The sequence below is a fragment of the Gluconacetobacter tumulisoli genome (assembly GCF_014174155.1).
In the GTDB taxonomy this organism is placed as follows: Bacteria; Pseudomonadota; Alphaproteobacteria; order Acetobacterales; family Acetobacteraceae; genus Gluconacetobacter; species Gluconacetobacter tumulisoli.
This window is the reverse complement of sequence record NZ_JABEQM010000005.1, coordinates 228,936-249,643: the sequence shown is the minus strand read 5'-3', so window position 1 is coordinate 249,643 and position 20,708 is coordinate 228,936. Positions and strand designations below refer to the sequence as shown.

The following is a 20,708-nucleotide window of genomic DNA, read 5'->3' as shown; positions in this document are numbered from 1 at the left end:
CCGATCTCACCGGGGGGCGAGATCGGTCCTAGACAAGCGGATAGAATGGCCATGACGGCTCACCGCTATCGGCTACGGAATCAATGAAAGTTTCTTGATTTTACGGAGAGTGTCTCGACAGAACGATCTGCGACGGCCCCGTGGACCCGGTCGAAATCGCGGTTGCCGACATCGGCGAGCAGGGCGGAGAGATCAGTGATCTCGAGCGCCACCAGATGCACGACCTCGCCTTCTTTCTGGAGCCGCCCCTTGATGCCGAGCATTTGCCCCGCGAGGACGACGCGGCGATATTTTTCGAAAATATCCTTCCAGATGATGACATTGAGGACGCCGCTTTCATCCTCCAGGGTCAGGAACACGACGCCTTCGGCGGAGCCCGGGCGCTGACGGACCAGAACCAGGCCCGCGGCATCCAGCCGCTTGCCGTCGCGCGCGTCCAGGGCCGCACGGCAGGAAAAAAATTTCCGCTGGCGCAGATCGTCGCGGAGAAAGGAGACGGGATGATCGCGCAGCGTCAGGCCGATCCGGTTATAATCGCGCGTGACCTCGGCCCCGGCGCGCATCGGCTGGAGCAGCACGTCCGGCTCCTCGGCCTCGCGGGCGACCGCCGCCGCCGCGAACAGTGGCAAAGGCTCGTCCCGCAGCGCCTTGATCGCCCATAGCGCCTCGCGTCGGGCGAGGCCGAGCGCCGGCCGGAAGGCATCGGCTTCCGCGAGATGGGTCAGTGCCGCGACCGGCACGCCGGCGCGGCGCCAGAGATCGTCCACCGATGCGAAGGGCCGCGCCCCGCGCGCCGCCACGATGCGGGCGGCGTCGGTGTTGGCCAGACCCTTGACCAGGCTCATGCCGAGCCGGACGGCGAACCGGCCGCCCGCCGTTTCCGGTCCTTCTAGCCTACTGTCCCAGCGGGAAGCGTCGACGCAGATCGGCCGGATCTCGACACCATGCTCGCGCGCATCGCGCACCAGTTGCGCGGGCGCGTAGAAGCCAAGCGGCTGGGAATTGAGCAAGGCGGCCAGAAACACATCAGGATGATGGCATTTCAGCCAGGAGGAGGAATAAGAGAGAATCGCGAAACTCGCGGCGTGGCTCTCCGGGAATCCATAGGATCCGAACCCTTCGAGCTGCAGGTAGATCCGCTCGGCGAATTCTTCCGTATAGCCGTTCGCCTTCATGCCCTCGATCAGCTTGGTCTGGAACCGGCCGATCGTGCCGGTGTTCTTGAAGGTGGCCATCGCGCGACGTAATTGATCGGCCTCACTGGCGGTGAAATCAGCGCACACCATGGCCACCTGCATCGCCTGTTCCTGGAACAGCGGGATGCCCAAGGTCTTTTTCAGAACCTTTTCCAGTTCCGGGGTGGGATACTCTTCCGGCTCGATGCCCTCACGCCGGCGCAAATAGGGATGGACCATATCACCCTGAATCGGACCGGGGCGGACGATGGCAACCTCGATCACCAGGTCGTAGAACACGCGCGGCTTCAGGCGCGGCAACATCGACATCTGGGCGCGGCTCTCGATCTGGAAGACGCCGATCGTGTCCGCCCGGCGGATCATGGCGTAGGTCAGCGGATCCTCGGCCGGGATGGTGGCGAGCGCGAAGCGCTGCCCCTTATGCTCGGCCAGCAGGTCGAGCCCCTTTTTCATGCAGGTGAGCATGCCCAGCGCCAGGATATCGACCTTCATGAATTTGAGGACGTCGATATCGTCCTTGTCCCATTCGATGATCTGACGATCATCCATCGCGGCGGGCTCGATCGGCACCAGCTCGTCGAGCCGGTCATGGGTCAGCACGAAGCCTCCCGGATGCTGCGAGAGGTGGCGCGGGACACCAATCAGGCAGCACGCCAGATCCAGCGTCAGCCGGATGCGCCGATCGGACAGGTCGATGCCGGTGTCCCTGAACTGCTCCGGATCGGCATTTTTCGACCAGCCCCAGATCTGACCGGACAAGGTGCCGATCAGATCCTCCGGCAGGCCCATCACTTTACCCACATCCCTCAACGCGCCCTTGGCGCGATAGCGGATCACCACCGCGGTCAGGGCGGCGCGCTCACGGCCATAATGCCCATAGACCCATTGAATCACCCGCTCGCGCCGGGCGTGTTCGAAATCGACGTCGATATCCGGCGGCTCGCCCCGCTCCTCCGATACGAACCGCTCGAACAGCAGCGAATTGCGCGCCGGATCGATGGCGGTGATGCCCAGCACATAGCAGACCGCACTATTGGCCGCCGAGCCACGCCCCTGACAGAGAATGTCCTGGCTGCGGGCATAGCGGACGATGCTGTTCACGGTGAGGAAATACGGCGCGTATTGCATCCGGCCGATCAGGGCGAGTTCGTGATTCAGGCTGGCCGTTACCTCGTCAGGAATCCCTTCGGGATAGAATGACCGCGCCCCTTCCCAGGTCAGCGCTTCGAGGGCCTGCTGCGGCGTTTGGCCCGGCACCGAGACTTCATCGGGATATTGGTAGGCCAGGTCATCGAGGCTGAAGCGACAGCGCTCCATGATCGCAATCGTGCGGTCGACCGCCTCGGGATAGCGCCCGAACAGACGCGCCATCTCCTGGGGTGGCTTGAGATAGCGATCGGCATGGCGCTCACGCGCGAAACCCGCCTCGTCGATGGTGGTATTGTGCCGAATGCAGGTCACGACATCCTGCAGGATGCGGCGGTCGTGGGTGTGGAACAGCACATCGTTGGTCACCACGGTCGGCACGCGTGCCTGATGGGCCAGGTTCGCCAGTTCATAGAGCCGCATCTGGTCATTGGGCCGGCGCAGCAGGGTCAGCGCCATGTAAGCGCGGTCATGGAACGCATCCTTCAGCTTGCGCAGATGCAGGGCGCAGGCCTCGTCCGCGACGTCGGGGACCAGGATGGCGAGCAACCCGTCGCCCCAGGCCACCAGGTCTTCCCAGAGCAGATGGCATCTGGCTTTGCCGGCACGGCTCTTGCCCAGGCTGAGCAGCCGGCATAGGCGGCCGTAGGCTGCGCGGTCGGTCGGATAGACCAGCACCGGCGGGAAATCGGCGAGGTCGAGGCGACAGCCGACGACCAGCCGGACGCCGGAGGCCTTCGCCGCGACATGGGCCTGCACCATGCCGGCCAGGGAATTGCGGTCGGCGACACCCAGCGCCGCGATACCGAGCGCCTTCGCCTGCTCGAACAGTTCAAGCGGCGATGACGCCCCGCGCAGGAACGAGAAATAGCTCGTCACCTGCAATTCGGCGTAGCGGGTCATCCGAAGATCCCGTGCAGAAACCACCCCTGCGAGCCGGTTTCACCGTGCTCGCCGTCGCCCGACCGATAGACCCAGAACCGCTCGCCGGACGTGTCTTCCAGACGGAAATAATCGCGCACCGTGGTCAGTTCGGCATCCCCCTGCCACCATTCGCCGAACACCCGCTCCGGACCGTCGGCGCATTTCACCCGGCGGCGAATGCCGCGCCACACGAAGAACACCGGCGGATGGTCCGGCAGCACGGCCATCGTCTCGATCGGCTCCGGCCGCGGCAGCAGCCGGGTCGGCCGGGGCCAGTGATGGGGCCAGTCCTTCTGGTCGTCCGGTGCCAGCGCCGGCACCCGGCAGAAGGACCGCTCCGGCACATCGCTCTCCACCGGAGCGAAGCGGTACAGGGAATGATGGCCGACACGATTGGCCAAGGTGTCGATCAGATCCGAGACATCGGGCTCCTCCTCCGCGATCAGCGAGGAGATTTTCTGGCGCGGCGCGATCGGCTCGGCCAGCGTGGCGGTCAGGACCATACGCTCGATGCCAAAGCCCGGATCGATGGTTTCGATCTTCTCGCACAGCAGCCTGGTCAGGCGTTTGACGTCACGCACCGGCGTCGCGGTGGCGATGCGGATCGCCTCGGTGCGGCTGTCGACGCGGTGCAGCACCAGGTCGAGACGCCGGGCTCCTTGCCCGCGCTCTTCCAGTCCCTGACAGAGCGGCAGGACCAGCTTGCCGATATAGCGGGCGATCGTCTCGGCGGCCCCGATCGGCTCGGCAAAATTCCGGCTGACCGTGACCGGGTCAACCGGCCGAACCGGCAAGATGGCCTCACTGATGCGACCATAAGCCTGGTCCAGCCGGCGGGCGACGTCCGGCCCGAAGCGGAGCGCCAGCGGCGCGCGTGGCATCGCGGCGAGCGAAGCGATGGTCGCGACGCCCAGCGCCCGCAGGCCCTCGATCATATTGTCCGGCAGGCGCAGGGCCTCGATCGGCAGGTCCGCGATCGTGGCGGCCGTCTCCCCGGCCGACACCACCAGGGCGCGCGCACGGCCATAGCGCGCCAGCGCATGGGCCGCGCCCAGCGTGTCGGCGACCACAGCCTTGGCGGTGATGCCGGCTTCTCGCAGCCGCCGCACCATCTCCGCCAGCATGGCCGGCTCGCCGCCATGCAGATGATCGGCGCCCGTCGTATCCAGCACCAGACCGTCCGGCACATCCACCGCCACCAGGGGGGCGATCCGCTGCTGGAACCACAGCGCCAGCTTCTCCAGCCCGATCCGGTCGCCCTCCTGGTCGGCATCCATGATGATCAGATCAGGGTAAAGCGCCTGCGCCTTGGCGACTGGTGTGCCAGGGCGCACGCCCGCCTTGCGGGCGGCGAGGTCAACCGACAGCACGACGCGGCGTCGTCCCTCGCGCCCGACCAGCGCCAGCGGCGCCTCAGGCGCGGGTGCGTCGGCGCCCAGCCTTTTCCTGATCCGGTCCGTCGGCCACAGCGGCAGGAAGAGAGAGACGACCCTTGCCATCGCAAGCCTCCACTTCGAAATCGGCGGATTCCCCGGCCCGCGCCCGGATCAGTTCCAGCAGCCAGCGCGCCCGTCCGACGCCTGGCACCGGCAGGGTTTCGGACGGCAGGACCGAAATCCGCCAGCGCGTGACACTGGCGGTCGGCTGGCCGAAATCAGCCGCCTCGGTCTGCCGTCGCCAGCGGCGGACGGCGATCCCCAGCGCGCCGGACGTTTCGGCCGCCAGTTGCAGCCGGCGGGAGGCGGTCATCGACAGGCGCGCGACCTCAGCCACGACGGCGCCCAGACCGCCATGCCGCAGCCCCTCCTCGAAGCAGGCCAGGACATCCTGGTCCGCCCCAGCCTCGACATAGATCACCCGGCTCCCGCCCAGTCCGACCTGTTTCAGGGCGGGGGCGAACAGATCCTGGCGGGTGACGATCCACAGCACCTTGCCCTTGGTGCGCGCGGCGATGCCGGCGGCAAACTGCCCGGCGGCCGCGCTGTTGAGAGCGTCGTTCCCGCCGCCTGCCACCTCGTGCAAGGCGCCGAGCGCCAGGCCGCCACCCGGCAGGCGGCGATCGATGTCACGGATGCCAAAGGGCAGCACGGCCCGCCGGCGGGTGGCCGATCCTTCGAGGCGGCGGATCTGGTCCCGCAGCGCCTCCAGCGGGGGACGGGATAGGGGCGTGGACATGGTCGATCGGTTTCCGGGATGGTTTCCCAACCGGCGGTCGGGCAGTTTGTTCCCTATCTGTTCCTGACCCTGCCCAAGAGTCAACGCCGCATCGGGCGTGCGGGGGTCGCCCCAAATGGAGAGGCCGGGATCGACATCGTGGCGGCGACACCGTGATTCCATTGCAGGACAGCGGGTTACATCCGCATCATGAGAGCGGCCCCTCTCGACGGCTTGAACGCGGCGCAAAGCCAGGCCGCCATGCATCGCGCCAGAGCGGGGATCGGCCGTCCGCCCGAGTCCCCGCCCACCGGAGGCCGGTCAGGATGGCGCAATTTCACGAAAAATGATGTGTTCCTTGCCTTCGCCCATGCGTTCCTGCCATTGCCGTATGTACGGAGATACCCATGCCCGACGATCTTCCCGCGGTTCGGACGCAAACCCTGGCCCGTATCATCGGGCCCTATCTCGTCGTGCTCGCTGTCGCGTTGTTCGCCCGCCTGGGCACATTGCCCATGCTGCTGCCGGTCTTCATGCAGAACGGCCCGCTCGTGCTGGCCACCGGCGCGTTCACCCTCATGGCGGGCCTCGCCATCGTCGCGCTGCATCTTCGGTGGGAGAGCCCGAGCGCGATTGCGCTCTCTCTGATCGGCATTGTCATCACACTCAAGGGCGCGACGCTCATGGTCGTGCCGAGCCTCGGCGCCGCCATGACGGCCGCGGTCGTGGAAACGCCCCCGCTGCTGCTGATCGCCGCCGCAATCGTGCTGCTGTTAGGCCTTTGGCTGAGCTTCGTCGGCTGGATTTCGCGGGCGTAGCCATCGCGTGCGAGAAAGAGAAGAGAAAGCGATCCGTGTGCAATCTGTTTTCGATGACCACCAACCAGCAGGCGATCCGCGACCTCGCAAAGATCATGGTCGACCGCACCGGTAATCTGCCGCCATTGCCTGGTATCTATCCCAACATGATGGCGCCGATCGTCCGCAATTCGGCGGAGGGTCGCGAACTGGTGATGGCGCGCTGGGGGATGCCGACGCCGCCCCGCTATCTCGTCGGCAAGACGGTGGATCGGGGCGTGACCAACATCCGCAATCCGCAGTCGCCGCATTGGCGGCCGTGGCTCGATGTCGTGCATCGCTGCGTCGTGCCCTTTACCAGTTTCGCCGAGCCCGAACCGCAGCCGGACGGTTCCCGGCCGTCGGCCTGGTTCGCGTTCGGCGAAACCCGTCCACTCGCTTTCTTTGCCGGCATCTGGTGCCGGTGGACGTCCGTGCGCAAAGCGAAGGACGGAGAGACGACGGATGACCTGTTCGGCTTTCTCACGACCCAGGCGAATCACGAAGTCGGAGCCATTCATCCCGAGGCCATGCCAGTGATCCTGACCAGCAAGGAGGAGATCGACCGCTGGATGACGGCGCCGATCGACGATGCGCTGCGCTTGCAGCACCCGTTGCCTGACGGGACCCTGACCATCGTTGCCAGGGCGACCCCGGAAGACCCACCGCCACAGCAATAGCCCCTCTCGCTATCGTCCCCGGAACGGATGAAGCAGCAGGCGCGGGTATCCTCCTTCTGTCAGCCCCCGCGCGAAACGTACCAGCCGTTTCATGCGAAAAGGCAAATCGTGTGAGGCCCGTCATCCCAACGAGGTCCGAGACGGGCCGAGAGAACGGAACAGGAGCCGAGACGGCGCCTTGGCGCCTTCCGTTCGCGGCGCGGAGCGCCGTGTTGTCCTGGCAAAAAACGAGATCGAAATTGACAGGGACGGCACCACCGAAATACGTGCCCCGCTATCGCCCCCGGAACGGATGCAGGAGCAGGCGACGGTAGCCACCCTCGGCGAGACCACGTGCGAACGACACCAACCGTTTCGTGCGGAAATGCAGATCGTGCGAGAGCCAGTGCCGCGCGGAAATGTCCTGGCCAAAGAGAACGGACGCAATTTCGCGTTGCGAGACGCCGGCGGCCAAGCCATCGAGTGTACGAAGCGCCAGGATCAGCCGGCTGATCCGCCCACGCGACAGGATCGAAGGATCGGGCCCAGGACGCCGCCCCATCAGGGCGCGCCAGAGCCGCAACGCGGCCTGGACGCGCACCTCGAACAAGGCGTCGAGCGGCAGGACGACAGAGGCCGTTTCGATCCCGGGCGGGGCGAGATGCAGGCGAAGAACGGCGCCCGGACGCTGGATCAGGAGTTCACCAGCCTCGCCTGGCGGCAAGCCGATGAAAACGGAGGAAAGCGGCGGGTGATCCGGATCAGCCAGACCGGCCGGAAGATCCGTCAGTGCGATCACGCCCGGCAGCGCCGCAGCAGTCCATAAGGCAGTGCGCGGGTTCAGCGCACTGCGCACACTTTCGAAATCGCAACCCCCAGCGCCGGGCGAACGCCTCGGCGTCTGATGCGGACAGCGCAGCCCGGCGCGTGGCGCGCTGAAGGGCGGCCCGCTCACGGAGGAAGTCACGGTTACGGCTGACACACTGCAAGGCAAAGGCAGGGGCGTCGAGCGACCGCAGGCCCTCATACGCGCCCGCCGACCGCCAGTTGGCGCGGTTCATGGCGTCGTCTCCATTGCGTAACGGGTGGGAGCAGGGCAAGCACTTGCTCGCGGGAGTATGCCAGCCCATCCCGGTGCCCGCTACGCCCCGGCCATGCAACAGGTCTTGCGAATCACGCAACGATTAAGGGTGTCAGTGGGGGGCGCCGCCACGGAGGAGATGCTGGTAGCCGTGCTCTGTCATCCAGTGCGCTCGCGCCAGATGGCTGTGCCAGCAGCGGTGGACGCCCTCGGGATCGGCCGCCGGGTCGCGGTGGAGCACGATGCGGGCGACCTCGCGCCAATCGGCGCCGTCGGCCTCGGCGTCCAGCAGGCGGAGATATGTGATGAGGTGCTGTTCGTCATAGCCGGTCAGACAGGACGCCTCCGGGGCGCTGTCGGCGACGGAGGGGTCGAGCGGGGGCTGCTGCATGATTGAACCGATCAGGTCGAGGAACGGACGCGACGGATCCTACCCTGCCGCGTCTCGGTGCCGGAAGTCTCGTGAAGAAACATGACGCCACGCCCTTGTCTGGACTCGATGAACAGGATGCCCGCCGCCTCCAGCGCGCGGCGGACCTGGTCGATCGTGCCCTCATGGACACCGAGACCACGCTGGGATTCGAGACGCTTCAGCGCGGTCAATGCTACAAGGGCCTCTTCGGCGAGCCGTTCCTGCGTCCAGTTCAGGAGTGCCCGCGCTGCCCGTACCTGTCGGCCAGTGATCATCCACGATCACATCCGACAAGAGATGGGCGCACACCAGAAATACGACTATATTAGTCGCATAACGACGATTCAAGTGTATTTTTTCAAGACGTGCCGCTTTCCGAATCGGTCGCGGCACATCTTCGCCGTGACCGGTGGGTCCCTTGCTCGGGGCCTGCCGGCGTCCCTTGGGGAAGACGAAACCCCGCCCGGAGAGCCGGGCGGGGCCGAGGCGGCTCACTCCCCGTTGCGCCGCCCGTTGGGCCGGGACCAGATCAGGCTGTAATCCTCGCCATCCTCGTCCCGGAAGAGATTGGCGTAGATCGGCGCGTTGAAGCTCGGATCGTCCAGCTTGACCGAGAGATAGTCGCGGCCCTCGTTGGAGATCTTCTTCCATGCCGCCCCGATTTCGATCCGGCCGACGAAGACCCGGTGGCTGGGCGCGTTGTCGTTGCTCCGGTTGGCTTCGGCGACGAAGCGGACGTTCTTCGTCTGGAGGGACAGGGTGACGATCTCGCCCTGGATCTCGTTGCCGGCCTTCTTGAAGGAACCGATGTTGGCCATGTGACTTCTCCTGCTGTTATCGGGCGGCGACCACCGCGGCCTCGATGGCGATCGTCCGCACGAGGGCGAGCGACCTGGGCACCCGCTTGCGGGCCGGAGCACCGCGCAGGACGGCGGCGGCAGGACTTTCTTGCCTCGCGAGGAATGGCGCCCTGGCGCCAGGGGAAGAAAGTCCTGACGACGGCGTTGCCCAAGGGCGATCAAGGCGAAGCCGACCTCGGGCAGATCAGGCCAGAAGAGGACGGGGTGGTCGTTGCCTCACAGCATCTCCGGGAGAAATGTGGCTGACCGGCGTGTTTCCGTCAGGTCGCGCGGAGAGTCGGGTCGAGATACAAGCTCCTCCGACGGACGATGGACGCTGCCCTATTTCGAAGAAGGCGACGTCGGGGACGATGTGCTGCGCGCGGCCACCTGAGTGCCCAAGCGACGGAGTTGGAGCGGCGGGAGAAGATCTTTCGTCCGAGCGGCCGCATTCGCGGTCTGGATCAGGCTGGATGATCCCGGCCTTGATGCCCCGACCGTCTCCATGGCGGCCGGAACAGCAGAGCGCGGCCTATGCCTGTCCGGTCGGATCGATCAGCGCGCGACCGGGGAGCGTGCCATCCTTGCCAAGAGCCGGCGTCGCCGGCGGGAGTTCCGCGCCGATACGGACCCAGGCCGTGCCGCCGACAAAGACCGCACCGATCACGGCGAAGATGTGCCGCCAGAGAGAGGACGGGACGCAGAGCTGCGATACGTCGAGCATGGCGCAGTAGCCGGCGATGACGGCGGGAATGGTGTAGAGCAGGCCGAGTGCCATCCGGAACCAGACGACTGGCACCATCGCAAACGCCATCTGCCCGGCAGCCTGCGTTGCCGCACCGGCGACGATGCCGATCACAATGGCACCGAGGTAGCCTGCGCCGGTATGCAGGCTGCCGAAGAAGGCGTTGAGCCCGACATAGAAGGGCAGCGCGTAAACGGCGACCACAAAGATCAGCCAGCAGAAAAGACCGAGAGCGGACAGGAGGATGAAGGGCGCGAAGATAACCATCTGCGATCTCCGTTGTACAGGATTGGATGATCGCGCTTTCCACCACCTCCCCAGCGCACGACTAATATAGACGCTTTGAGCGCGAAATTCCATCAGGAAGTTACGGCAGCGGAGAGAACACAAGCCCATAGGCGGGGCCGCGCGCCCAAAGGTCAGAAAGCTCCCGCGTCATGCGGGAGCCTCCTCATCGGCAGCCCGGTCGCGTTCCGCCTGCCGGGCAATCGCCGCCGCGAGTTCGGCCTCGATCGCCGCCCGCTCCCGGCGGGTGAGATGGAAGCTGGCGAGTTCGGCGCGCAGTTGCTGGATGGTGTCGTACAGCGTGGTCATTGTCCTGCTCCTTTCGTATTGAAGACAGGACAGATGGGTCATGCGGGGACGGACCGGGTCTTGGATCGCCCCTGGGCGACCGGCTTGCCGGTGGGTGGGGGAGCCGATTTTGTCGAATGGGGCCAGGAACATGGCGCGCGGCAGCACGCTCCTTGCTCCGTTCGGCAAAATTGGGGGCACCGCCCGTCCACGACGCGGTTCGGCCACGCATGGTAGGATGGGCAGACTGAAGAGACGGCCCCCCTTCCAGATTTCGCAGAGGTCAACCTGGGGCAGCCGGATGATACCGCAGGCGTGGGGCAAGAGAACCCGAAGGGCCGGATCAGCGGCACCGGGGCAGCCGCGCGTGTCATCAGACAGGCTCCAGTTAAAAGGCGTCTAAAATAGTTGCCTACGGATAGCGATGGGCAATACTGTGTGACATCCGGGAGGTGGCGTGTCGCAGCGCTTCTTGCGTGGAGTCGAGCACCACTGTCGGGTATCGACTCATACAACATCGGACCATAACCAGCGGCGAATGGGGAAACTTGTTTTTTAAATGGGGATAAGAAGGTCATACCCATGTCTCATGACGATACGCTGTTACCCCCAACGCCAGAAGCGGCGTGTTATCACCTGCTGCCTGCCGTTGCACATCCATCGGACGCAACCGGGCGCATAGCGATGCAGAACGACTATGATGGGCCAGGCATGACGGCTCTCGCCGTGGCGTCGACCATGATCTGGACCTGCGGCATGGCAGCCCTTGTCACGATCCGACGTCATGTCGCACGCTGTCTGGAAGATGGGTTGATCGATGACGCTGAATTCTGGCTAAAGGTGCGAAACCAGGCTGAAATCCTGCTGAAGATGGAGCAGGATTACGGCGGAACACGCCATTGACCCGCCACATGCCGAGGTCCATCCGCGAGTGGGAATTCCGAGATCGGGCATTTGATGTCTGGCTGAAAGGTGCCTTGCGGCGCACGTTTGATAACGTGACGAAAGAGCCGGTTCCAGACGCGCTTTTGCGCCTGGTCAGACCGCCTTATCCTCAAGCGAAGGCTGGAATACAATCCGCCAAAACGGGGGAGCACATCATGGCGCGGCGTGTACTGTATGATTGCGGACCATCCGGGAATTGCTACAAAGTGCGCCTGTTCGCGGCGCTTGCCGGCATTCCGTTGAAGACCCTGGAGGTCGACCTGGCAGGTGGCGAGCACAGGCAGCCCGCGTTCACGGCGCTGAATCCCTGGCAGCAGGTGCCGGTGTTGCAGGACGGCGAGGTCGTCATCTGGGATTCCCAGGCGATCCTGGTCTATCTGGCGGAAAGATATGCGGAACCGGAATGGTATCCCCCGGACCCATTGTCGCGTGCGAAGGTTATGCAATGGCTCTCGGTCAGCGCCAATGAGATCCAGCACGGCCCAGCCGATGCGCGGCTGGTGCGCAAATTCGATTATCCCCTGAATTACGATCAGGCTGTGCGTCTCTCATCGCACGTCCTTGCTACGATCAATGCGCACCTCACGGATCGCGACTGGTTGGCCCTGCGCGGGCCCAGCATCGCCGACTGTGCGGCCTATCCCTATATTGCCCTCGCCCCGGACGGCGGAATAGATCTGGAGCCGTACGATGCGATCCGCGCATGGATGACGCGGATAGAAGCCCTGCCGGGATATATTCCAATCGCGTCTTAAGGAAATTGGGGATCTAGGCCAAAACAAGCACCTGCTCTGGCGAAGGCACGCACGTGATCGGCGAGACTCGGAGGGTCTATTTGGATACCTCGTTAATATCGAGCCACAGCAAGTGACCGTTGACAGGATTGCTCAGCACGGCGTGAGTGGCGTCGTGTGCCTTTAGCGGAATATCCGAGCAAGTACTCGCATCGTTGCTTTTCGCGCATGCGAACAGGTGGATGCCGGAGAGAGACGATTCTGCCCAAAGCGCAACATTGTATTCGAAATCTTGATTTTCAAACTTAAATATATTTGGCCCGCTATCGACAAACACGCGCTGGAGTGTTGAGTCCATTCGACCAGAAAAGCTGGCGTGGACTGAAATCATCCCATGGTTGACATGTCGATCCTGGAACACTTTGACCCCAAACGGGGTGGTAATGCTCCCCTGTAATGAAGGCAATGGCTTGGTCGGCGTAGCCAGAGCCGCGCTAATTGCGAAAAGAGGAGCTACCAAACCTGTTAACAGAATACGCATGTTGTAGATTTCTCTGTAATCTCTCGGATCATGGTCCCCGCGGCCCGGATCAGAACTGCGGTGCGCATTGGGAAGGTAGGAGGCTTTGGCTACCAACGATCAGGACGAACGCTGCATGGCGTTTGCCAACGTTTGTCGCTCGCGGCAGCGAGAGGGACGAGGAAACGGAACTTTTCCTGCCCGGACGCCTCGGAGAAACGCGCTCAAGTGCGCCTGTCCATCATGCACCCATGTCTCTAGACACGGCTCGGATGCGGAGGAAAATTTTCATCCCCGGAATCCTCAGTATTTGTATAGATCCGCGCGCCATCTTGACACATGTCGCCGCGTTCGTGTTCAGCGGTTAGGAAGCCGCTCTTGTCCTCATCAAATGGTTCAAGGAGCCGGGCAAGGGCGTCCGGGATTGGAACCGAGAGTGTATCATCGTACAAACTCTTAAGATTTTGTCTTAAAAACATCGAAAAAGCGCTATCGGTCATGACGTGCCTCCGGCGGAGGTAATTGGAAAAAAGGATCCATGAGCGGTAGCCGCGACACAACTGCAATTTGAGGCTCATTCTGAATACGCAGTCTTTGGAGCATCAATCGGTCTAATGATGTTTCAAGGATGCGCTCTATCGTCAAGAATGCCCTTATTTGGACCCTATGCATGGGCCATCTATAAGGTCGACCGTTCTCGAAATTGAGCCAACAATGTCTCAATGATGGGATATTTTCTATATAATGTCAGATGTCCGATATCGAAGCCTTCCGAGCCCGAGAGTCATTAAGGTTTTATGAACATCCTATTCAGAGGATGAAAGCTCCCCGATGTTTCGGCTATGAGCGGGCCAAAACAGATCAGGTGCGCTTCCCCATGCTGCATTTCGTTCCCTTTTCGGCGTTGTCCATTCTCGCTCTAGTCGTCTGCTTTCTGCTGGTCTGCGTCTTTGAGTTCGTGAACGGATTTCATGATACGGCCAATGCGGTGGCGACCGTGATCTACACCAATTCGCTCAAGCCCAGGACCGCGGTCATCTGGTCGGGTCTGATGAATTTCGTGGGCGTCATTCTGGGTGGCATCAGCGTGGCTTATGGCCTGGTGGAGCTGTTGCCGGCGGATGTGCTGTCGCCGCCCAATGGCGATCCGGCGGTCCCGATGCTGATGGCGTTGTTCGGCACGGCGCTGGCGTGGAACCTGTTCACGTGGTGGTTTGGTATCCCGAACTCCAGCTCCCACTGCGTCATCGGGGCCCTGATCGGGGTGGCGATCGGCGATGCGCTGCTGCACACACGCGATCTGGGAAACAGTGTCGACTGGTCGCAAATTTGGAAGGTTCTCCGCGCGCTGGCAATCTCACCCATCCTCGGCCTCGTCGGCGCCGGGGGGCTCTATTTCATCCTGAAGCATCTGGTGAAGGATCCCGACCTGTATAGCCCGCCGAAGGGCGATAAGCCGCCGCACGGCTGGGTGCGCGGTCTGTTGATCCTGACCTGCACTGGGGTCAGCTTCTCGCATGGCAGCAATGACGGCCAGAAAAGCATCGGCCTGATCATGCTGACGATCATCGGCATCCTGCCGGCGACTTTCGCGCTCAATCCGGGCGCCGCGCCGGATGTGTCGCATGTAGCCGAACGCGCGGCGATCGTGGCCCCGCTGCTCGACAGATACGACCATGATGGATTGCGGGGCGAAGCCCTGGCCGCCGCCGGCCGACTGCAGCAGACGAAGCCGGATGCCGTGGTGCCATCGCAACTGCGTGCCGATATCTACGAGGTGGTGGCCGGTCTGAAGGCCGTTGCCGCCAATCCGGCGGCGTCGGCTGAGGAAAAGAAGGTGGCGAAATCCATCGGCAGCCAGTTCCGCCCCACGGTCGAGTACGCGCCCTGGTGGGTTCGTCTGCTCAGCGCTCTGTGCCTGGGGATCGGCACGATGGTGGGCTACAAGCGTATCGTCCATACGCTGGGGGAAAAGATCGGCAATACCCATCTGACCCCGGCGCAGGGGGCTTCGGCCGAACTGGTGGGCGCGGGGCTGATCGCCACCGCCGGCTATACGGGGCTCCCGGTCAGCACTACCCACATCATCACCGCCGGCATCGCCGGGACGATGCTGGGCTCGGGTTCGGGCATCAATCGGGGCATGCTGGTCAAGATCGCGCTGGCCTGGATCTTCACCCTGCCGGTGACCATCGCCATCGCGACGGGTCTGTTCTACGTCCTGAGCATGTGATGGCCGCGCCTGATCGCGCAGCGGCCGTATATTCGGGTAACCGAAGTTTACTGGCACGCTGCATGTGCGGAAATCAACGTGACCGTGGGCGAACTGCCTAGCCAATATCCGATTTGGGCGACGCCGGGTTTCACGGCGGTGCCGATCGCGCGGCGGGCGGTGCCGCGGTGCGCGGCAATGGATGATCACCGGTATCAGTTCGCTATATTGATCGTAGATGAACTCCTAGCTTTATCGGCGGCACTCGGTTGCAATGAGAAGGCGGTTTCCGGATCTGACGAAGCGGCGGTGCCTACGCACCGCCGAACGTCCAGACCGGGATGCCAAAACCCTTCGCCTTGTCGGCAAGGTTGGCATTGATACCATTGCCGGGGAAGTGCAGAACCCCGATCGGCATAGTGTCGAGCATCGCATCGTTGCGGCGGAAGGGCGCTGCCTTGCGGTGCTTCGTCCAGTCCGGCTTGAAAGCGATCTGCACGACCTGCCGGTGATCGGCCCAGCGCGAGGCGATGAACTCCGCACCCCTGGGCGAACCGCCATGCAGCAGCACCATGTCGGGATGCTTGGTGCGGACCTTGTCGAGACGGTCCCAGATCAGCGTGTGATCCTCGAAGTCCAGGCCCCCGGTGACGATCACCTTGGGTCCGGGCGGCACCAGCAGTTCGCCCTCGGCGCGGCGACGGGCGTTGAGGAAGTCACGGCTGTCGATCATCGAGGCCGTCATGGTGCGGCGAGAGACCAGCGATCCCGTCTTCGGACGCCACGCGCTCATGGTCAGGCGCTCGAACTGCTCCTGCGCCTCGTCGCGGAAGATCTCGTAGGCAGTGCGGCGCTCGATCAGGGTCAGCCCTTCCGCAATCAGCCGCTCCAGTTCCACCGAACGAATTTCGCTGCCATCCTGCGCCTGCTGGCTGCGTTTCTGCGCCTGCTCGTTGCGGTCAAGCTCACGCTCCACCTGGCCGGCCATGCGGTGGAAGATGTTCACGGCCGACCAGAGCAGTGCTTCGAGATCAGGTTCGAGCCTCGTGTCGGTCAGCGTGGCGGCCAGGGCGTCGAATATGTCGGCCACCGCGCCGCCGATGCGTCCGGCGTCAGGCAGTGGCCTCGGATCCGGCTCATCCGCGAAGGGACGGTAGCCATAGAGCTGAAGCTCGGTCAGGACGTGGGCGGTGGATGAAGCGGCGTGCGGCGGCTCGAAGGGATCGGTGTCGGCGGCGGTCATGATGCATTCCTCCGGGGAGCCGCGCCCATCGCGGCCTTCCCTGGGGGCGGACAGCGGCGGCCGGGACAGGCCGGAACCGCGCATCGCGCGGCCGGAGCACCGCGCAGGATGGCAGGGAGGACGGCTATTTTGCCTCGCGATGTAAAGCGCGCCCCGCCCCACGCGACCTGTCGCGTGGGGCGGGGCGCGCGACGGAAAATAGCCGGCCTCCGCCATTGCAGGCCCGGCCCGGCTGACGCCCGCTCCCCTCCTCGGGAAGGCCGGCGCGCGCTTCACCGGGGAACATCCTCGAGCACGGACATCGGGCCGAGCCCCCCTCCTGCTTTCCCGTCCCGGCCATCCGGGGAAAGCACGCGATCCCTCCGGGCGATAGACACCAGGCTGATGCCTGGACCCGCTCGTGCATCGCTGCCCCGCATTGGCGCCCCTGTAACCTGCCCGGTCGCATCCCCACGTCTAGAGAATTGGAAACGCACCCGCAGAACAGGATGGGATCGACATGACTGACAGGCTTCCTCATGAAACGAGCAGTTTGCACGCCCTCGCCGAGCGGGCCGTCAAGGAGCCCAAGCTGCTGACGAAGGCCGATGTCACGGAACTGGCGGATTTCGTGCTCAAGGGCGGCGAACATGCCTCGGAGTTGGAACGCGAGATTGCGAAGAAAGCGCGGCATAACCCCGAGGGCATGGAGAAATCCGACCTCGTGGCGCTCGCCCGCAAGGTTCTGGACCGGAAATAGGAGCGAGAGCATGACCACGCATCACGAACCGTCCGCCGCAAGCCTCGCCCACCGCCTGAAAGAGGTGGAACGCGATTTGGCACGCGCGGAGAAGGACAATCCGGAGCACGTCCACGCGCTGACGGAAGAGAAGAAGAAGCTCGAAGGCCAGCTCGCCCAACGCTGACGGAGCCGTATGTCCAAATCCCTGATCGCCGTCGGCGTCGCGCTGGTGCTCGCCGGCATGCTGTGGCCGTTCCTGGCCCGGCTACCGCTTGGGCGACTGCCCGGCGATATCGTGATCCAGCGGCCGAATTTTACCTTCTACGCGCTGATCGCGACCTGTGTCGTGATCAGCGTGGTCCTTTCGCTGATCCTCTGGCTAATCCGGCGGTAAGCCGGACCAGCCGACATTCTCGATGAACCGGGCCACGTCCTGGGGCGCGAGCTGGGCCCGCAACGTCGTCCGGAGCGCGTCCCGTCCGAAGGCTTGCAGATCGTCGTTGAAGTCGCCGAGACGCGGATTGAGCGTCAGCGCCTCGATCCCGGCCTGATCGGCGCGCTGATGCAGGGTCATGCTCGCATGATCGCCGGCCGGATCGCGGTCGCGGGCGATATAGAGCCGGCGTAGCGTAGACGGAAAGAGAAAGGCGGAGAGATGCGCCGAGGACAGGCAGGCCACCATCGCCATGATCGGAAGCGCCGAGCGCAGCGCCAGCACCGTCTCGATGCCCTCGCCGACGGCCATGATCTCACCAGCCACGCCGAAACGCACACCATGGCCGAGCAGCGCGCCCATCGCCCGGCGGGGAAATGCGACCGGTGCCTTGTCGCCGTCAGGCGCGAGCCAGGTCCGATGCACCCCAGTCAGATGACCCTCCGCATCCGTCACCGCCGCGATCATCGCGGGCCAGGTTTCCATCGGACCGCCATCCTCGGGCCGATAATAGCAGGCCGGATGACAGCGCAGGGCGTCGGCTTCGTGCAAAGCCGTAATGCCGCGTTTACGGAGATACGCTTCCACGATCGTGCCCGACAGCGGGCGCGCCATATGGAACAGCCGACGCGCAGCCCCGGTGGAACCAGACGGCGCGCTTTCGACATCTCGCCGGTCTTGTCGCGGCATGGGTTCTGGCCGCGGAAGCGCGAGGAAAGCGCGCGCCTCGTCCGCGACATCGCGGAAGTCCACCAGACCGAGCACCTCGCGGATGATGTCGAGGAGATCGCCGTGCTCGCCGCTGGCGGCGTCGGTCCATTTCCCCGCCGCCCCCTTTCCGCTCTCCGGCCCGTGCAACCGAACGAACAGAGACCGGCCCAGCGCGTTGCGCGCATCACCGACCTGCCAGTAATTGCCGTGTCGGCGACCATTGGAAAGATAGTGACGGCAGACTGCCTCAGCCTGCTGCGCAAGGCAACGCGACAGGTCGCCGGCATCGTGCATGCTCACAACAATCCCTCCCGAGATCCTGAACCGTGTGGAAATCCCATGCGCCCGCCGGGCGCAAAAGCTGGAAAACGCATATGACGGGGAAGAGCGGGACATCGGATAGAAATCGGACATCCTGACAGGACACATCATCAGGGCGTATCCGCATCCCGCGGCGCACGGTGACGTTTGTCCTGCCCGGTCATCTGCGCCAGCCAGCGATCGGTCGTGACCCACGAAACCGTCCGGCGTTTGCCCAGATCCACCACATGCGCACCGCCGCTGAATGCCCCGATCCGGGGGCGCGAACAGCTATTGGCCCACTGGAACCCCCATCTGCCCGTCAGCCGGAACGCCCTCGCGCAGCGCAGCACGAATTCCACGACCTGCTGCGGATCGCCGGTCGTCTCGTCGCGCATCCAGAGCTTGGTTCCACCGTATTCCGGTTCTACGGAAAGCCGAAACCCGTCAGAGCGCGGGTCTTCCGCCTCCAGATCGTCCATGAATTTATTATAGAGGTCGAGCGCCTTTGCAGCGTTTTCCACCGTGCCCACATCGAGAACGCAGGAAAAATGCGTGAAGAAATCGGCCATCGGAAGAACTCCCGAAACGAAAAAGCCCGGCGCAGTGGCCGGGCTCGTAAAAACGTCTTTACGGAAAAACGTGCAGTGGTCTTTCAGGAAGCACGCTCCATCAGTCTGCGGGCTTTCTCTTCCAGATCCAGCCGCGTGTCCTGATTGGCCCTGGTGCGGGCCAGCGCCGTGATCCCTTGCACGAAATCGAACACGCTCTCGGGCTTGCGCCCTTCCTCATGCAGCACGGTTTCGATGATTTTCACGGTTTCCGGCTTCGAGAAACCTCGGCGACGCAGGAAACTTTCACGGTCCTCATCGGTCTTCGCGACCAGGGCCTGCCGAGACGCCCGGATACCCGAGACGAACGACGCCGGGCTGGCCGTCGCAAAATTCCGCAGCGCGGGTGCTGCCTGCTGCACGAAACGCGACGCGGCAAACTTGCTATGCCGGATCGTGATCTGTTCGAAGTTTTCTACGCCCCAAAGCATCCTATTTTGACACACTCCGCGCAGATAGAAGGAGGCGATACCGAGGCTCTTGCTACCGACCTCGCTGTTCCAGGCATAGAACCCCCGGAAATAGAGGTCGGGGTCGCCGTTCGGCAGGCGCCCGGCCTCGATGGGGTGCATATCGTCCACAAGGAATAAAAAAACGTCCCTGTCTGACGCATACAGCGTCGTGGTTTCCTTGGTGATGTCCACATAGGGGTTATGGGTCATCGTGGCCCAGTCGATCACACCGGGCACCTTCCAGTTGGTATCGCCAGTCCCGTCACCAGCAATCTTCCGCACGGCACCGACCAGCTCATGATCCCAAATGCGGCCATAATCGGGTCCGGTCACAGCGCGCAGCTCGACACGGCCGTCGTCTGTCTCCAGCGTCTTGACCAGTTCGGCACGGTGCGACAGCAGCCCGTGCTGGAGATTGATCGCCGCCAACGGAGCCGGTAGGTCGCGCAGATAGGAAGAAGGCGCCCCGACCAGACTGCAAAGCTGGCCGAAGGACCAGTGTGTCGGGGCGATGGACTCCTCCTGCCCCGGCACACCCAGGGTCAGGCGCTCGGTGTTGTCGCGAGACGCCTCCACGCGAACGGCACGGCTCTCGACCGTGCGGGCGGTGGCCCGGTCGGCGCGGGCGAGCGTTGCGTCGTGCAAATCCGCCAGTGACAGAAACCGCTCGTCGTCAGGACGGGACCACCATTCGGAGGAAACCCGTCCGACTGTGGTGCCGCGCGAAGTGTCCACGCGGAAGCCGGACCGCGTGCAGGAGGAAGAAATAGTGTTCATGATCGACTCTCCTCTGATGCTGACCAGTCAGCACCCGAGGCAAAGCCGCCCTCTCCCTTTCGCCGCTCCCTCACGCACGGTACATCGCCGGGTCGTCCCCACCTCCGAAGGCGAAAAGACACGTTCTTATCGAAGTTCAAGCAGCTTTGACGACGGGAACGGATACCGTTACGACGCGGGTATATTCGCTACGAAGATGATTCAATCAATCGCCCGGACGCTGATGGCGTCGGTCACCATCAGCCCGCCTATCAGGGACAGAAAGGAGTGTCGGTAGATCAAGAATATGGAAGAGAGGCACCGGGCTCGCATGAACGGCCCCAGCAGTTTCGCCTTCCTGCGCACTAAACGAAGTGGCGAATATTCAATGTCACAAATGACTCACACCACGAGCTTTCCGCTCGGATTTTCGTCCGCACGGTTTGGATCGAAGGTTCGCCCCATGGACATCAGGCTTGGGCGCACGACGGCACGTGCCTCCGCG

The 20,708-nt window shown here is 63.8% G+C and carries 25 protein-coding genes; 9 read left to right on the top strand and 16 right to left on the bottom strand.

Features of this window, described 5'->3' with window-relative positions; all coding sequences use genetic code 11:
* Positions 1-80: 80 nt before the first annotated feature.
* From HLH28_RS08475 to HLH28_RS08465, 3 genes are read right to left on the bottom strand one after another with little or no spacing between them, the layout of a single operon-like run.
* On the bottom strand, positions 81-3,245 hold the full coding sequence (locus tag HLH28_RS08475; protein ID WP_182957506.1) for an error-prone DNA polymerase: 3,165 nt from the start codon (positions 3,243-3,245) through the stop codon (positions 81-83).
* Positions 3,242-4,765 (bottom strand): Y-family DNA polymerase, encoded by a 1,524-nt coding sequence (locus HLH28_RS08470; RefSeq protein WP_246395829.1) that lies wholly within the window; start codon positions 4,763-4,765, stop codon positions 3,242-3,244. Before HLH28_RS08470 ends, HLH28_RS08475 begins: the two co-directional genes overlap by 4 nt.
* Positions 4,680-5,441, bottom strand: coding sequence for an ImuA family protein (locus HLH28_RS08465; RefSeq protein ID WP_182957503.1), 762 nt, complete (start codon positions 5,439-5,441; stop codon positions 4,680-4,682). Before HLH28_RS08465 ends, HLH28_RS08470 begins: the two co-directional genes overlap by 86 nt.
* 18 nt (positions 5,442-5,459) lie before the next feature.
* Between HLH28_RS08465 and HLH28_RS08460 the strand changes: the two genes are divergently transcribed.
* The 3 genes from HLH28_RS08460 (at position 5,460) to HLH28_RS08450 (ending at position 6,936) form a co-directional block, all read left to right on the top strand.
* The gene (locus HLH28_RS08460) at positions 5,460-5,597 is read left to right on the top strand and encodes a hypothetical protein (protein ID WP_182957414.1); all 138 of its coding nucleotides are present in this window, start codon (positions 5,460-5,462) and stop codon (positions 5,595-5,597) included.
* Between the two features lie 230 nt (positions 5,598-5,827).
* Positions 5,828-6,238 carry a hypothetical protein gene (locus tag HLH28_RS08455; RefSeq protein WP_182957411.1) on the top strand — a complete coding sequence of 137 codons (411 nt, stop codon included), beginning with the start codon at positions 5,828-5,830 and terminating at the stop codon, positions 6,236-6,238.
* Between the two features lie 35 nt (positions 6,239-6,273).
* Positions 6,274-6,936 (top strand): SOS response-associated peptidase family protein, encoded by a 663-nt coding sequence (locus HLH28_RS08450; RefSeq protein ID WP_182957408.1) that lies wholly within the window; start codon positions 6,274-6,276, stop codon positions 6,934-6,936.
* Positions 6,937-7,210: 274 nt separating this feature from the next.
* Here the strand turns inward: HLH28_RS08450 and HLH28_RS08445 are convergent, their stop codons facing one another.
* From HLH28_RS08445 to HLH28_RS08420, 7 genes are all read right to left on the bottom strand, one after another.
* The gene (locus tag HLH28_RS08445) at positions 7,211-7,714 is read right to left on the bottom strand and encodes a DUF2285 domain-containing protein (RefSeq protein ID WP_338029689.1); all 504 of its coding nucleotides are present in this window, start codon (positions 7,712-7,714) and stop codon (positions 7,211-7,213) included.
* On the bottom strand, positions 7,677-7,976 hold the full coding sequence (locus HLH28_RS18055; RefSeq protein WP_246395827.1) for a transcriptional regulator domain-containing protein: 300 nt from the start codon (positions 7,974-7,976) through the stop codon (positions 7,677-7,679). The genes HLH28_RS08445 and HLH28_RS18055 overlap by 38 nt, the downstream gene beginning before the upstream one ends.
* Positions 7,977-8,108: 132 nt before the next feature.
* On the bottom strand, positions 8,109-8,387 hold the full coding sequence (locus tag HLH28_RS08440; protein ID WP_182957400.1) for a DNA -binding domain-containing protein: 279 nt from the start codon (positions 8,385-8,387) through the stop codon (positions 8,109-8,111).
* Between the two features lie 11 nt (positions 8,388-8,398).
* Entirely contained in the window at positions 8,399-8,683 is a 285-nt protein-coding gene (locus tag HLH28_RS08435) for a helix-turn-helix domain-containing protein (RefSeq protein WP_182957397.1), read from the bottom strand.
* Positions 8,684-8,899: 216 nt separating this feature from the next.
* Positions 8,900-9,226, bottom strand: a complete 327-nt coding sequence (locus tag HLH28_RS08430; RefSeq protein ID WP_182957393.1) for a DUF736 domain-containing protein — start codon at positions 9,224-9,226, stop codon at positions 8,900-8,902.
* Between the two features lie 553 nt (positions 9,227-9,779).
* Positions 9,780-10,259 (bottom strand): hypothetical protein, encoded by a 480-nt coding sequence (locus HLH28_RS08425; RefSeq protein WP_246395824.1) that lies wholly within the window; start codon positions 10,257-10,259, stop codon positions 9,780-9,782.
* 168 nt (positions 10,260-10,427) lie between these two features.
* A complete protein-coding gene (locus HLH28_RS08420) occupies positions 10,428-10,586 on the bottom strand; it encodes a hypothetical protein (protein ID WP_182957387.1) in 159 nt (52 codons plus the stop codon).
* Between the two features lie 561 nt (positions 10,587-11,147).
* Here HLH28_RS08420 and HLH28_RS08415 point away from each other — a divergent pair.
* Complete coding sequence (locus HLH28_RS08415) at positions 11,148-11,468, top strand: hypothetical protein (RefSeq protein ID WP_182957384.1); 321 nt, start codon at positions 11,148-11,150, stop codon at positions 11,466-11,468.
* Positions 11,465-12,265 (top strand): glutathione S-transferase family protein, encoded by an 801-nt coding sequence (locus HLH28_RS08410; RefSeq protein ID WP_338029688.1) that lies wholly within the window; start codon positions 11,465-11,467, stop codon positions 12,263-12,265. Before HLH28_RS08415 ends, HLH28_RS08410 begins: the two co-directional genes overlap by 4 nt.
* 76 nt (positions 12,266-12,341) lie before the next feature.
* Here HLH28_RS08410 and HLH28_RS08405 read toward each other — a convergent pair whose 3' ends face one another.
* Positions 12,342-12,785, bottom strand: a complete 444-nt coding sequence (locus HLH28_RS08405) for a hypothetical protein (protein WP_182957381.1) — start codon at positions 12,783-12,785, stop codon at positions 12,342-12,344.
* Between the two features lie 236 nt (positions 12,786-13,021).
* On the bottom strand, positions 13,022-13,264 hold the full coding sequence (locus HLH28_RS08400; protein WP_182957378.1) for a NepR family anti-sigma factor: 243 nt from the start codon (positions 13,262-13,264) through the stop codon (positions 13,022-13,024).
* Between the two features lie 377 nt (positions 13,265-13,641).
* On the opposite strand from HLH28_RS08400, the gene HLH28_RS08395 reads away from it, so the two are divergent.
* Entirely contained in the window at positions 13,642-14,997 is a 1,356-nt protein-coding gene (locus tag HLH28_RS08395) for an inorganic phosphate transporter (RefSeq protein WP_182957671.1), read from the top strand.
* Positions 14,998-15,289: 292 nt separating this feature from the next.
* Here HLH28_RS08395 and HLH28_RS08390 read toward each other — a convergent pair whose 3' ends face one another.
* A complete protein-coding gene (locus HLH28_RS08390) occupies positions 15,290-16,219 on the bottom strand; it encodes a DUF2493 domain-containing protein (protein ID WP_182957374.1) in 930 nt (309 codons plus the stop codon).
* Positions 16,220-16,718: 499 nt separating this feature from the next.
* On the opposite strand from HLH28_RS08390, the gene HLH28_RS08385 reads away from it, so the two are divergent.
* The 3 genes from HLH28_RS08385 to HLH28_RS08375 are packed head-to-tail and all read left to right on the top strand — an operon-like array spanning position 16,719 to position 17,334.
* Positions 16,719-16,958, top strand: a complete 240-nt coding sequence (locus HLH28_RS08385) for a hypothetical protein (protein WP_182957372.1) — start codon at positions 16,719-16,721, stop codon at positions 16,956-16,958.
* A 10-nt stretch (positions 16,959-16,968) separates the two neighbouring features.
* Positions 16,969-17,124, top strand: a complete 156-nt coding sequence (locus HLH28_RS08380; RefSeq protein WP_182957370.1) for a hypothetical protein — start codon at positions 16,969-16,971, stop codon at positions 17,122-17,124.
* A 9-nt stretch (positions 17,125-17,133) separates the two neighbouring features.
* Complete coding sequence (locus HLH28_RS08375; RefSeq protein ID WP_182957368.1) at positions 17,134-17,334, top strand: DUF2905 domain-containing protein; 201 nt, start codon at positions 17,134-17,136, stop codon at positions 17,332-17,334.
* Here the strand turns inward: HLH28_RS08375 and HLH28_RS08370 are convergent.
* From HLH28_RS08370 to HLH28_RS08360, 3 genes are all read right to left on the bottom strand, one after another.
* Positions 17,320-18,384, bottom strand: coding sequence for a DUF7146 domain-containing protein (locus HLH28_RS08370; protein WP_182957366.1), 1,065 nt, complete (start codon positions 18,382-18,384; stop codon positions 17,320-17,322). The two genes, HLH28_RS08375 and HLH28_RS08370, sit on opposite strands and share 15 nt — an antisense overlap.
* A 131-nt stretch (positions 18,385-18,515) precedes the next feature.
* A complete protein-coding gene (locus HLH28_RS08365) occupies positions 18,516-18,956 on the bottom strand; it encodes a hypothetical protein (protein ID WP_182957363.1) in 441 nt (146 codons plus the stop codon).
* 83 nt (positions 18,957-19,039) lie between these two features.
* Entirely contained in the window at positions 19,040-20,224 is a 1,185-nt protein-coding gene (locus tag HLH28_RS08360) for a DUF932 domain-containing protein (protein WP_182957361.1), read from the bottom strand.
* Positions 20,225-20,708 lie beyond the last annotated feature (484 nt).

What these genes read in the sequence shown, in the direction of transcription:
- HLH28_RS08400 (WP_182957378.1), bottom strand. Translation starts at nt 13,264, where the DNA reads ATGACCGATAGCGCTTTTTCGATGTTTTTAAGACAAAATCTTAAGAGT.
- HLH28_RS08475 (WP_182957506.1), bottom strand. Translation starts at nt 3,245, where the DNA reads ATGACCCGCTACGCCGAATTGCAGGTGACGAGCTATTTCTCGTTCCTG.
- HLH28_RS08460 (WP_182957414.1), top strand. Translation starts at nt 5,460, where the DNA reads ATGGTTTCCCAACCGGCGGTCGGGCAGTTTGTTCCCTATCTGTTCCTG.
- HLH28_RS08430 (WP_182957393.1), bottom strand. Translation starts at nt 9,226, where the DNA reads ATGGCCAACATCGGTTCCTTCAAGAAGGCCGGCAACGAGATCCAGGGC.
- HLH28_RS08465 (WP_182957503.1), bottom strand. Translation starts at nt 5,441, where the DNA reads ATGTCCACGCCCCTATCCCGTCCCCCGCTGGAGGCGCTGCGGGACCAG.
- HLH28_RS08440 (WP_182957400.1), bottom strand. Translation starts at nt 8,387, where the DNA reads ATGCAGCAGCCCCCGCTCGACCCCTCCGTCGCCGACAGCGCCCCGGAG.
- HLH28_RS08435 (WP_182957397.1), bottom strand. Translation starts at nt 8,683, where the DNA reads ATGATCACTGGCCGACAGGTACGGGCAGCGCGGGCACTCCTGAACTGG.
- HLH28_RS08375 (WP_182957368.1), top strand. Translation starts at nt 17,134, where the DNA reads ATGTCCAAATCCCTGATCGCCGTCGGCGTCGCGCTGGTGCTCGCCGGC.
- HLH28_RS08395 (WP_182957671.1), top strand. Translation starts at nt 13,642, where the DNA reads ATGCTGCATTTCGTTCCCTTTTCGGCGTTGTCCATTCTCGCTCTAGTC.
- HLH28_RS08360 (WP_182957361.1), bottom strand. Translation starts at nt 20,224, where the DNA reads ATGAACACTATTTCTTCCTCCTGCACGCGGTCCGGCTTCCGCGTGGAC.
- HLH28_RS08415 (WP_182957384.1), top strand. Translation starts at nt 11,148, where the DNA reads ATGTCTCATGACGATACGCTGTTACCCCCAACGCCAGAAGCGGCGTGT.
- HLH28_RS08385 (WP_182957372.1), top strand. Translation starts at nt 16,719, where the DNA reads ATGACTGACAGGCTTCCTCATGAAACGAGCAGTTTGCACGCCCTCGCC.
- HLH28_RS08380 (WP_182957370.1), top strand. Translation starts at nt 16,969, where the DNA reads ATGACCACGCATCACGAACCGTCCGCCGCAAGCCTCGCCCACCGCCTG.
- HLH28_RS18055 (WP_246395827.1), bottom strand. Translation starts at nt 7,976, where the DNA reads ATGAACCGCGCCAACTGGCGGTCGGCGGGCGCGTATGAGGGCCTGCGG.
- HLH28_RS08365 (WP_182957363.1), bottom strand. Translation starts at nt 18,956, where the DNA reads ATGGCCGATTTCTTCACGCATTTTTCCTGCGTTCTCGATGTGGGCACG.
- HLH28_RS08470 (WP_246395829.1), bottom strand. Translation starts at nt 4,765, where the DNA reads ATGGCAAGGGTCGTCTCTCTCTTCCTGCCGCTGTGGCCGACGGACCGG.
- HLH28_RS08420 (WP_182957387.1), bottom strand. Translation starts at nt 10,586, where the DNA reads ATGACCACGCTGTACGACACCATCCAGCAACTGCGCGCCGAACTCGCC.
- HLH28_RS08455 (WP_182957411.1), top strand. Translation starts at nt 5,828, where the DNA reads ATGCCCGACGATCTTCCCGCGGTTCGGACGCAAACCCTGGCCCGTATC.
- HLH28_RS08390 (WP_182957374.1), bottom strand. Translation starts at nt 16,219, where the DNA reads ATGACCGCCGCCGACACCGATCCCTTCGAGCCGCCGCACGCCGCTTCA.
- HLH28_RS08425 (WP_246395824.1), bottom strand. Translation starts at nt 10,259, where the DNA reads ATGGTTATCTTCGCGCCCTTCATCCTCCTGTCCGCTCTCGGTCTTTTC.
- HLH28_RS08405 (WP_182957381.1), bottom strand. Translation starts at nt 12,785, where the DNA reads ATGCGTATTCTGTTAACAGGTTTGGTAGCTCCTCTTTTCGCAATTAGC.